The sequence below is a fragment of the Paenibacillus konkukensis genome (assembly GCF_023523925.1).
GTDB lineage: Bacteria > Bacillota > Bacilli > Paenibacillales > NBRC-103111 > Paenibacillus_S > Paenibacillus_S doosanensis.
The window spans coordinates 2167432-2179838 of sequence record NZ_CP027059.1; the positions used below are offsets into that span (position 1 = coordinate 2167432).

6 protein-coding genes are annotated in these 12407 nt (G+C 54.0%); all 6 read right to left on the bottom strand.

Annotated elements, in window-relative coordinates:
* Positions 1-22: 22 nt before the first annotated feature.
* Positions 23-1567 carry an extracellular solute-binding protein gene (locus SK3146_RS09255; RefSeq protein ID WP_249864806.1) on the bottom strand — a complete coding sequence of 515 codons (1545 nt, stop codon included), beginning with the start codon at positions 1565-1567 and terminating at the stop codon, positions 23-25.
* A 55-nt stretch (positions 1568-1622) separates the two neighbouring features.
* Positions 1623-2495, bottom strand: a complete 873-nt coding sequence (locus tag SK3146_RS09260; RefSeq protein ID WP_249864807.1) for a carbohydrate ABC transporter permease — start codon at positions 2493-2495, stop codon at positions 1623-1625.
* Positions 2496-2498: 3 nt separating this feature from the next.
* Entirely contained in the window at positions 2499-3425 is a 927-nt protein-coding gene (locus SK3146_RS09265) for an ABC transporter permease (RefSeq protein WP_249866241.1), read from the bottom strand.
* Between the two features lie 258 nt (positions 3426-3683).
* Positions 3684-5972 (bottom strand): helix-turn-helix domain-containing protein, encoded by a 2289-nt coding sequence (locus tag SK3146_RS09270; protein WP_249864808.1) that lies wholly within the window; start codon positions 5970-5972, stop codon positions 3684-3686.
* Positions 5973-6242: 270 nt separating this feature from the next.
* Positions 6243-11141 carry a DUF2252 family protein gene (locus tag SK3146_RS09275; RefSeq protein ID WP_249864809.1) on the bottom strand — a complete coding sequence of 1633 codons (4899 nt, stop codon included), beginning with the start codon at positions 11139-11141 and terminating at the stop codon, positions 6243-6245.
* A 112-nt stretch (positions 11142-11253) separates the two neighbouring features.
* A complete protein-coding gene (locus SK3146_RS09280; RefSeq protein ID WP_249866242.1) occupies positions 11254-12381 on the bottom strand; it encodes an alginate lyase family protein in 1128 nt (375 codons plus the stop codon).
* Positions 12382-12407: the final 26 nt, after the last annotated feature.

Consider the following 12407-nt stretch of genomic DNA (forward strand, 5'->3'; position numbering starts at 1 on the left):
TCGTTTTCTTGACATAACCGCATTATTTCTTGGCCTGCTTCGCATACAGCTCCGTATAATCCTTGATCATCTGATCCCCGCCTTGAGCGCGCCACTTCTCCACTTCTTTGTTGAAGCCGGCTTCATCAAGGGTTCCCATAATGAATTTGACGCGAGCGTCGGCAATGATCTTGTTCAGCTCCGTTCCCTTCTCCACAGCAGTCTGGGAGATCAAAGGCTCGGCCGGGTTGGATACTGCAATGGGCTCATTGTCCTTCATCATGATGCGGAATTTATTGTCCGCTTCTCCCTTGCCCTTCCAAACCATCAGCGCGCCGTCATAAGTAGGCAGCTGCTTGAGCGGAGATACCTCGTTCGCATAAGCCGTCTGGTCGGAGATGACCGGTTCTCCGTCCGCTCCTTTGGTATAATGGACGCCCTCGATCCCCCATGTCCACGTATACATCATTTGATCGTCGACGATTTTGTCGAAGAAACCGAGAAGCTGCTTCAGCTCCGCCTCCGACTTGACGGTCGCTTTCGGGAACACGAACATGCCGTTGTATCCCGTGGTTGCAAACACCCGCTCTCCCTTAGGTCCTTGAATTCTGCTGACAATATCGATCTTGGCGGCCGGATTCGCTTTCTTCAGCTCGTTTCCTCCGGTAATCACGAAGTCCAGGGTCGTAAACAGCATGCCGGCCTTGCCTTGATAAAATTGCTCCTGCTGCTTGCTGCCTTTGGTTGCCGCAAAATCCTGGTTAATCAGCTTTTCGTCGTAGAGCTTCTTATAAAATTTCATGGCGTCCATATTTTCTTTGGTCATGAACATGGGAACGGCTTTGCCGTCCTGAATATCCCATTGGTTGGGCGCCCCGAAGAACGAAGCGATCGTCTGGAAGCCGGTCAGCCCCATGGAGCCGGCGTTTCCGGAATCCTCGGCCTCTACGAGCCCGAACGTATCGTTTTTGCCGTTTTTGTCCGGATCGTTTAAGGCGAACGCTTGGATGACCTTGTAGAGATCGTCGATCGTCTTCGGCTGCTGCAAGCCCAGATTATCCAGCCAATCCTGGCGGAAGGCGATGCCCTGGCGAGCCAGCGCTCTGGCGCGGTATAGCCCGTACACCTTGCCGTCCACGGAAATATTGTTCAGCACCTGTTCATTGGCGTTGTACTTGCTCAGATTCGGAAACTCCTTGAGATAAGGCCCGATCTCCCAGAACATGCCCGACCGCTCCGCATTGATAATGGATGACGATTTGGTATCCCCGATCATCAGTACCTGAGGCAGGTCATTGGAGGCGATGGAGACGTTAACCTTGTCATTGTAAGCGGACGCCGGAACCCAAGTGGTATTGATCTTGGTATTCGTGTATTCCTCGATCTTCTTGACAATCGGATTGTCGGCCTTGGGAGGCTCGGTCGACGTATACTGGTTCATCATCGTGAATGTTAACGGCCCGCCGGCCGCCGCATTCGCGTTCTTCTCTTCCTGGTTGCCTCCATTACCGCCGCACGCCGACAAACCGGCGGCCGTCACGATAGCCGCGATACCCGTTAATGCCATTTTGCAATTGAACTGTTTCATGTCTTCTTCCCCTAGTCATACTTAAAAATATTGTATCAAAAGATGAACGAAAGGTTCATCCTTTAACCGAACCGAGCAGCACTCCCTTGGCGAAGTGCTTTTGCAAAAACGGGTACACCGACAAAATCGGGACCGTGGAAAACACGATAACCGCCATGTTAATAATCTTGGACGGCGGCGGAGGCGCCTCGTTCATATCGGACAGCCCCTTCTCCGACAAGATGACGATCTGTCTTAACAGAACCTGGATCGGCCATTTTTTCGAATCGTTGATGTACAAAATAGCGCTCAGGAACGTGTTCCAATGCGTTACCGCGTAGAATAGCGCAAAGGTGGCAAGAGCGGGCAGCGATAACGGGATGACAATCCGGAATAAAATTCCAAGGTCGTTGCAGCCGTCGATCTTGGCCGATTCCTCCAGTCCGTCGGGCAGCTGCTGGAAGAAGTTTTTGATGATAATCATATTAAAAGCGCTGATTGCCCCGGGAATGATAAGCGCCCAGTAGGTATTGGTAAGATGCAATGCTTTGACGATCAAGAAGGTCGGTACGATACCGGCATTAAACACCATCGTGAAGATTACCATAAGCATGACGGGCCGGCGTCCGTACAAATCTTTGCGCGCCAGCGGATACGCCATCAGCACTGTCAGCAGCAGGTTCACAAGCGTCCCTATTACCGTCACCCCGATAGTAACGGCCAGGCTGCGAAGCAGTATGGTCGTAGAGAAGATGTAGCGGTAGCCCTCAAGCGAGAATTTCGTCGGAAATACGAGGAAGCTTTTGGCCAGCACCTCCTGCTCCGTCGCGAAGGAAATCAGTAGAATATATAGAAACGGGATGAGCATCACAGCCGCTACCAACAGCAGGATGGCGGCGTTCGCCCAGTCGAACAGACGGGTTCCCCAGCTTCGATTTTGTTGATGCATCGATTAGTACACCCCTTCCTCGCCGATTTTTTTGGCAAACCAATTGGAGCCGATGACCAGTACAAATCCGACGACCGACTTGAAAAGACCGACGGCAGTGCTGAAACTGAACTGTCCTTGCGTAATCCCCGCCGTATATACATAAGTGTCGAACACTTCCCCGACCTCGCGGTTAATCGGGTTCAGCATCAGGAAAATTTGCTCGAAGCCAGTATCCAGAAACGTGCCGAGCCGGAGAATAAACAGAATAATAATGGTAGAACGGATGGTCGGAAGCGTCACATGCCATAGCTGGCGCAGCCTTCCCGCACCGTCCATTTTGGCGGCTTCGTAAAGCTGAGGGTCGACTCCGGCCAAGGCGGCGAGAAATATAATGGTTCCCCATCCCGTTTCCTTCCAAATCACTTCCAATGTGATCATAGTTCTAAACCAGTCCGTGCTGGCGAGAAAATTGATCTTGTTCCCGCCCATCGCCATGAAGGCTTCGTTGACCAGTCCTCCGTCGATCGTAAAGAACGTGTAGGCGATGCCGACCACCACGACCCAAGAGACAAAATGCGGGACGTAGATGACGGTTTGTACGGCCCGTTTGAATTTCTCCCGGCGCACTTCATTAATCATCAGAGAGAGCAGGATCGGTGCGGGAAAAAAGAAGATGATATTGTATCCGGCCAGCACCAGCGTATTCCTTAGAAGCATCCAGAATGCCGGATCATGGAACAGCCGCTCGAAGTGCTTCATGCCGACCCACTTGCTTCCAAAAAAACCCAAGTAAGGCTGATAATCCTTGAAGGCCATAAGAAGTCCCCACATAGGGGCGTATTTGAACAACAGGAAGTAAAGCACCCCGGGGGCCAGCATCCCGTACAGCCATTTGTTCCTCCGTATCTGGCCCCAGAAATAAAGTTTCTTCGGCTTAGCAGCAGACATATCCAGCGCAAGATTTCCTTTGATTTGATTCATCTTCGACTCCACCTTCGTGTTTCGTGTCTTTTTTGTGCGTATCTTCACGATAAGCGGCCGGCAAGCCGGCGTCTATAATCGAAGGATAATCATCAGGAAGGGAGTTTGCCGCTGCGGGGGCTATAATCATCATCACGTTCGGAATAATCATGTTCACATCAACATGAAGAAGACCCCCGACGACAGGCTGGGAAACCTATCGCGGGGGTCTTCGGACTACAACGTTTATATTTTATGATGGCCGTGCAACTCCCTGTATTGTCCGGGCGTCATATTCTCCATCTTGCGAAAAAAACGGATGAAATTTTGAGGATTGGTGTAGGTTAACCGTTCCGCGATTTCCGCGATCTTCATATCCGTCTCGACCAGCCATTGCTTCGCCGTCTGCAAACGGTAGTTTTGCAGGTACTCGCTGAAGCTGATCCCTTTTTCCTTGCTGAAAAGCGGTCCCAAATAGTTAGGATGGTAATTCAATTGCTTCGCGCATGCCTCCAGGGTAAGCTCGGTGTCGAAGCGCCGGTGGATCAAATCCGCTAGCTGATCCGATATTTTCTTGGCGTGAGACTTGCTCTGCTGCTCCAGCCTGCGCATGATCGGGGCAATGACCGTATCGCTGAACCAGAGGCGAATTTCCTCTTGGGATGTAAGATCGAGCAGTCTGTCAAAAAGCTGCTTTTCCTGATCGGGCGGCAATTCCGTCTCCGTATCCTTCTTGGTGTCGGCTGTTGTCTCAGACTGTCCGAGCTCAGTCAGCATCGTGTACAGCCTGACCAATGCCATCCGGTATTGGCGCCAGTCGGCTTGTTCTTGAAAAATAAGTCCGATGCAGCGTTCCAGCAGCTCTTCAGCCCTTGTCCGCTCCGCCAGCTTAACCGCATCGTACAGCTCTTTGGCCGCACGGTGCGGGAACACGCTGGTTACTACGTCCTCGGGCTGGACATCGTCGATAAACAGAACGGATTCCGGGCCGTAACGAACCCGGTAGCGAAGCGCCTCCAGCGCCTGCTCGGCGGAGACGGAAATATCGATGAGCCGCTTCTCCGGACGGCTGATGCCGATGCTAATTTGCAGCTTCAGATAATGCAGCACCGTTCTCCGGATCAGCTCCGCCATGGCAAACAACCGGTTTTTGTACTCCTCGTCCGTAGTTCCGGCGCCTCCGACGACCGTAATCTGGGATTGTTCCAGCAGCACGGGGTCCAGCCGTTCCTCGGCGGGAATCAGCTCGCCGGCGATATTGGCGATGGCGAAGAGCAGCAGATCGCGGTCATTTTCATTATACTGGGACTTCTCCAGAGAATCGATCTGAATGGCGAGCACGGCATGCCACTCCCAATCGGCGTGATATCCGTACTCTTTCCATCTGGCCGGCAGCTGAGACTCTTTCTCTTCGCCGCGAATTAGCTTCATGACAAAAAACTGCTTCAGCTCCCGCACTTGTCCCGTAAGTTGAGCCACGAGACGGGATTCCGTCTGCAGCATCGATTGCAGCCGATTGCCGATCATGGCGAATTCATCGGTGCGGGCTTCTTCCGGCGGCTCTCCGAATCTGTCGGCCATCGTCGCGACCAAATTCCGAACCGGCCGATAGAACGTACGGGAGCCCAGCAGCGCCAGCCCGCCGGTTACCAGAACCGTAAGCAGGCATACAAACAGAGTGACCCAGCCTATTGAGCGGGAATCCTGTGTAATATCCTTTATGGATACGGCAGATACATAAATCCAGCCATTATAGCTTGATCTGCGCATGATAACGCTTGTGTTATCCCCGTCAAGCTCTACGTTGAATTGCCCTTCCGTTTCGCTTCGCCTTTGCACCTCGGCGGCCAGCTGCTCCAAGCCGGATGGCTGAACAATGGGATCGCTTCGGGACAACAGACGATAATCTTGATCCATGACCATGATGCTGCCGATCCGGTTGTCGGCCGCCAGAAGTCTCGCCAGCTGCGATTCGGCGATGGTTACGATGGCCAGTCCGTCGGCTTTCAGCGAATTCAGCGGGATTTTCTTCACAAGATGAATGCTTGGCGAACTCTCGTCCTCATCCGTTACCCACAGAGAAAATGAAGGCAGCTTCTCATATCGGAGAAGCCGATCCGGATTCTTGATATCGTCGAATGTAAAAATATTGTTGTTGTCGACGCCCCATTGACCTTTCAAATTCAGTATCGTCATATTGTTGATCGTCAGCTCGAAGGTTTGGCTGCGCACCATGTTCTGGTACATTTCATTATAAATCTGATAATGGGCTGCCGAGTAAGGCAGCGACATCGCATTCACGACAAGGGGCGAGCCAATATACTGTGTAACCGAATGATCGATCGTCTTAAGAATTTGCTCCACGCGAAGCTGGGTCTGCTGAAGCGTCGCCATGCTGCTATGGTTGACCTTGTCCTGAACGATCGAGGAGGCTTTATAATAGGAGATGATTCCGACGACGATAGCCGGAATAGAACCGATGAGCAGACTGTACATCAAGAGACGTGTGAAATATTTGCTGGAACGAATTTTCATAGGATCTCCCTCGCAAGCCGTTGTGCCTAATGTTTCTCCTAATTATAGAGACGAGACCGAAGGAAGTCCATAATCAGGGCATAATCATTAGAACGGATTGTCGGGCGAAGGCAGCGCCGAGGTTATGAAGAACGATTCGGCATCGTTCGTGATGCAGTTTGACCGGGGATCGTACAATCGCTTATCCGTTCAGGTATGCTTCCGCCCCCACGAGAAAAGCTGCTTCCCGGCAGAACGACCAGACAGGAAGCAGCTTCTTCATCTTAGTATCTATTTCAATTGCAAGGCTCTCAGCACAATTGCCGCCGCCTCGGCGCGGGTCGTGTTCGCTTTAGGCCTTACGGTACCTTCTTCGTATCCGTTAATCAATCCTTTGACTGCTGCGGCGGCAAGCGCCGCACGAGCCCACTCGGATACCTCCGCCTCGTCCGCGAAGCTGATGTCGTTGGCGCTCAGTTCGATGTGCGCGACGCGAACTACGATCGCCGCCGCTTGTTCGCGGGTAATCAAGTCGTCCGGACCGAAGGCCTCGTCCTCATACCCGTCGACGATACCGATCGCCGCTGCCGTTGCAATCGCCTCCTGCGCCCAATGTCCCCGAGTGTCGGCGAAGCTTTTGCCGTTTTGCTGCTGCAGTCCGAAGGCTTTGACGATAACCGTCACGAATTCGGCTCTTGTGATACGGTTATCCGGTTTAAACGTGCCGTCCGGATAGCCGTTGATCGCGCCGAGCCGCACCAAATCTTTGACACTTGCTTCGCTCCAGTGTCCCTTCATATCGGAGAAATTCACTCCGCTAGTCTGAGGCGTTTCGGTCGTGCCGGTTTTTTCGATGCCCAGCACGGCGAATTTAGTAAAATGCGCGACAGAGCCGGATACTTCTGCGCCGGCCGTGTTCACACGCTGATCATCCAACGGTATCCATTCGCGTGTCTGCTCGTTCAGCCAGTACAGCCCAATCGTATATTGGTTCGCATCCGCTTTCGCGTTGTCGTAAGGAAGCGTAATGACAATAGGCTTGACGAAGTCGCCGTCCCGATCCTTCGTAATCTCATAGACGTCGCTTAGCAGAACCCATGCCTGGTTTGTCGGCAAGCCCGCGGGATCGCTTACTTGGTTAATGGTTATTTGCATGGAGCTGTCCGAAGCCGCCGCAGGAACTTCGATCCGAACTCCGTTCAAGGTCAGCGTTCCTCCGTCGACACCCGAGACCGTTCCGGTATTGACCGCTGCGCTGCCGCCGCCTCCGCCGCCGTTCCGGCGGTTCGAAGGGGTAACCGGCGCGTAAACGACAAATTGGGTGAAATGCTTCGTCCATATGACCAGATCGCCGCCTACCGTAATAACCGCATCTCCGCCGTCCGCAATTTCCCGGTTAGCCGCCTCTTGAGTATCCTCCGTCACCGTGCCCGTAATCGGTACGACCGCGCCGTCCTTGATGAAGCCGGCCAAATTCCCTCCCTGATTCGGGATGAGCAAGCGTACGGCCTGATCGAAAATTAGCGATTCGTCCGGCGCGCCGACTTCAATAACGGCGTTCACAATAGCGTTACTGACGCTAACGCCGCTGCTGCTCCGTATCTCCGGAAGCCGGATCGTGCCGTCCCAGCCGGCGGAAGCCGATACTTTCGTCCCGGCCGGAAACACCGCCGTCACATTGCCCAGCGTAGTCGCCGCCTGGACTTCGATGAGCGGAAGCATCGCTTCCTTCCGTTCTCCTTCGGTTACAGGAGTAACGGCAATCCTGGCGTTTGCAGCGCCTGCAGGAACGCTGATCGATACAGGATCGTTCGCGATTTGCACCGGCGTATCGCCGCTTGCCGTGATGGCAGCCGCTCTGACCGCGTTTACGGTATACGTCTTGCTCACGCCGTCTTTTGCCGCAACCGCAATTTCGATGACGTTGCCGCCTACATTAAGCGGGATGGCGGCGCTCGCTTGTCCGCTCGCTGCCGGAAGGCCGTTCACCGTCAATTCGGCTGCAGAGTCGTATACGTTAGCCGTGACGGCAAGACTCGATACGCCGTTGCCGACTTGAGCCGTATACGCAGTAATATCCGGCGAAAAAGCGGGACTCATCGTTCCGTTCGACAGCGTCAATCCGCTCAGTTCAGCGCTGCCGGTTTCTGCTGCCGCTCCCCGGGTCACATTTACGGTATACGTGCGGACGGAGCCGTCCTGCGCCGTTATGGTGAACGGAATGGCATTGGTTCCGTCGGACAGACTGAACGATTGCACAGTTCCGCTAGCATACGGGCTGCCCTTGGCCGTGAGCGTCGCTTTGCTGTCCGTAGCCGTCGCTTTCATCTCGATGGACGTTATCGTGTGATCGACGGCTACCTCATACTGGGTCACTCCGGCTGCGAAGGGCGGGGACAACGCGCCCGCATTGACGGACAATGCGTCCAGCGTCGATACGTCGATCAGCTTACCGGCCAGCATGCCGCTGTGGACCAGCGCAAAATCGGCCGCAACCTGATGCGAATAGTCTTCGGCGGCATTTAAGATGAAGGCTTCCAAATCGCCCCAGACCGGAACGATCTGCGCCGCAAATCGATCCTCGAACTTGTAGTTCAATTGTGCGGATATGCCGTTCAAACGGGCATGCGCATAAGCGTAAGCTTTTGCCGCATCCGTTACGTATTGCTCCAGATCGGCTTTATTGGAGAAAGTTTTGTCGGTGTAATCTCCTTTAAATGGCGATACTTCCCGCACCAGGTAGGAGCGGCCGGAGCCCTTCAAAACGCCCAGGTAGGCGTCGGTATCCGGCGACATTTTGAGATAAGCGTCTTTGGACAAGTACGCATCCCGCAGCTGCTCCTTGACATCGAGCAAAATGTCGTCCGTGCCGGCCGCGCTCGCTCCTTCGATCAGAACGTTATAGCGTGTCGCGCCTACGCTGCCGATGCCCTGATGGATGCGCCGTGCGATGTCTTTAATCGTGAAATAAGAGTTGAACTGCTCATCGTCCAGATTCGGGAAGTTCCTTCTAAGCTCGGCCTTGTAGGCTTCCCAAGCGGCTGTAACCTCTGCGATCTCAGCCTCGGATGCCGATTCATACTTGTCCTCGTTGCCGACGATTTTAATTTTTCCGTTCGCCGCCCGCTTGCCCAGCAGCTTTTGCAGCGCTTCGTCGTAGGAGCCGGTAGATACCTTGTCCATCACTTTTTGCGTATAAGTGGTTACATTGCTTCTCGTCAGCTTGTCCGCTTTGCGGGCGGCATCGCTGCGGATGTCGAGCAGAGTGTTTTTGTACGTTTCCAGGAAGGTCTGGGACACATCGCGAAAATCGGCGTCTTGAAGGCTGGAAATGCCTGTGCTGTCCTTATCGGATTTCACGACGTAAACACTCGTTACAAAACGCAGCAAATCGTTATAAAAGCTTCCGATGCCCGCGGAATCGGGATCGTTCAGATCGAATACCATAACGCCTTTGTTATCGTTAAAAGTTCCCACGTTTTGAATGTGGGCGTCGCCTTGCGTATACGTTAAAATTTCCTTCCAGCCGGGGATGACCGTGCCTGGAGAAGGGATGACACCGGAATTCAGGTCCGAGCGGAATAAAGCGTTCGTGCCGCGGAAAAACGTAAACGCGTTCGCTCCCATCGCGTCGCTTCCGTATTTATAGGCTTTGATCGCCGGATCGTTAAAGAACGTGTTGTCCGCTATAATATTTTGCTTCACAGCGTTTTTGCGCGCCTCGTCGGAACGGACAGGCTGGCTGTAACGAAGCAGCGAGATTCCCGTAATCGGATCGGAATCCTGCCAGCCTTCGCCCTGCACAGCCGAACCGTTCAAGGTTACGCTGAGCGGCATCGTGTTCATCACGGGCGAATTCGCTATGCCGGCAACGGAGAAAAGGATCATGCTGTCTTTGCTCCGCCCCTCGGCCTTGATCGTCCAATCGCCTGCGGGCAACCCGTTCACGCTGTAATAAGTAGAGCTGATGACGCTGTCCCAAGGCACGCCCGCGGACAGCTGAATTTGGAACTGAGCGTTCAATTCCTTCGCCCCGCTCATGCGGATTGCCGACGATGCCGGTTCCGGCGCGCCGACGATCTTGTTGGCGGGCGTGTATTTGGCCAACGTAATCGTATATGGCCCCTGGTCGGCGATGACGGCAGCGGTCGGACGGTTCGTCTGATTCCATGCGCCGGGAAAAATGCTGACCGCAAGGTCGGTGTCCGCAGCGACATTGCCGGAGCCGTCTCCGGTTACTGTGAGCTTGATCTCGTCGCCGTTGGCACTGGCCGCCGCTGTCAGACCGGCAGGAAGCCCTACTACGGCGAAATCGCCGGCATCCCACGCGCCCTGCTTGACGATGCCGTTGACGGCCTTCAGCGTGATCGCATTATAGCCGGGGTCCACATCGGAGCTTGAGCTCATCCGCACGGTCTGGCTGCTTTCCGCAATCGCATAAGCCGCCGTACTGTCCGAATTGCGCGGTTTTGCGCTGTTGACCTTCTCGAAATCTCGTCCGTTGTTTCTTGTATCCCAGTTGTTGCCGCGGTTCGGATAGGCTGCAGCCGGTCTGCTTGTCGCAGGATTCAACGGATCGAAGACGTAGCGTTGAATCGTATTTTTTTTGCCGGCTTCGGGAGCCGGTGTGCCGCAATAGGCGTCGACGGCACCGTACCCGACGAAATCGACGACGCTGCTTGCCAGCGGATCAGCCATCGGGTCTGCGGCCGTCAATGCGCTGGACTGGTTCGATAGGACCAGCTTGCCGAGGTTGTTGTCCAGCTTGAAGGCGGGTTGTTCGGCGTCCGAAGACGGCAGGTTCTTGTTTGCGCCGACCGTTCCGTTGCTGCCGAGCCCGATCAAATAATAGCCGTAGGCGGGAATATCCGCCGTTTTAGTACCTAAATCGACTTTTTTCCAATTGCTCTTGCCGTTATCGGCAAATTGAACGGACCAGCCCGAGAGCGGGATGTCCTGGGCGGTCGGGTTAAATAATTCGACAAAATCCTGCGCGTACAGACTATCCGTATCGTTCGCTTTTCCCCCGTAAAACTGGCTGATAACCACGTTCTCCGCCAGATTGCCGATCTTGACTGTACAGGCGGACGATGCTGCCGCATAGCTCGTCCCTGCGACCGTCCACAGCGACTGAACCGCTACTGCCGCCGCAAGGATGGAGGCCATCCAGCGTTGATTTAATGTTCTCAAATCGTTCGTACTCCTCTCTCATCTCCAAATCTTAAGCTATTCTATCATCTGAATGTAAAATGAGAGGGGCAGAGAGATTAAGCCAATGTAAAAAATTCAATGAGAACAACGTTTATCGACGTCCTTGCAGCAGCCACAAAAGCGGCTCCCGGATCGCCATATTGCGCCGAATTTCCGTGTCCTGCGGGTCCTTATCGAGGCAAATCCACAGATCGACGCATTCATCCCGCTTCAAGGCCAATCCCGCGAACAGCAGTGAAGATATGCCCGCAGGCCAACCATCGAAGGCTTCGACATCGGGCGGGTAAGGCCAGCTTTCCTTATTAACCAGGTACGGGAACAGAAATCGAAGCCCCTGCTCAATGCTGCGGCCATCCGGAAGGCGGTAGGCCCATAAGTTGTCCTCAGGCGTCGAAAGCACATGGCATAGCGTCACCAGATTATCCAATTGAAAGATCGAATACGCGTACGGCTTGGTGCGGGCCAGCTCCCGCGGGAAGCTTCCGTCCACATCCATTTGATCGGGCAGCAGCTTTTCTTTGTACCTTTTTCTGCAAAAATCCATCATGGCGTCGTTTCCGGTAAAATGGGCGAATACGGCAGCTTGAACAAACCAGCAAACGCTGTGGTTGTTACACTCGTTCATCTCTTCGAGCCCGTTCGCATGCGTGCTCATCCAACGCAGATAATCGGCGAACCATAGCTTCAAGCCTGCTGCGACTTCCTCGCACATATGCGGAGAAGACAGCAGCGCCTGAACCGCGATCGGAACATCGATCAAATGCAGCGTATCAATGATGCCGATTCCCCTGCCTTCACAAACGCCTGGAATCGCTTGCGCGTATAGGAGATGAGGGTTCATTCGAGTCTCCTCGTCCAGAAAAAACCGCTTCAAGAATAGCACGGCCTTATCGGCGAACTCCTCCTGCCCCGTAACGGCGTAAGCGCTGGCGAGCCGGGCGACATGGGTTCTCATCTGCCGCAGCAGGATGCGGTGGCTGTGGAAATTGTCCGGATTACTTTCGCCATCTCTGCGGATGTAGGGCAATCCGTCCGGAGTTCCCGGATTCGGCCACCAATAGTCGCCGTTCGAATAATAGTCGTGCATATTACCGGGACTCATCATAGCAACCGCGTCGGTAATATGGACCGGTTCAGCCTCCAAGGACATCTTCGCTTTTCGTATCATGAGATCCGGGTTAAACAAACGCTCCAGGCGATCCCGACCGACGGATGTCATAAATGGCAATAGAAACAGCTCCTCTT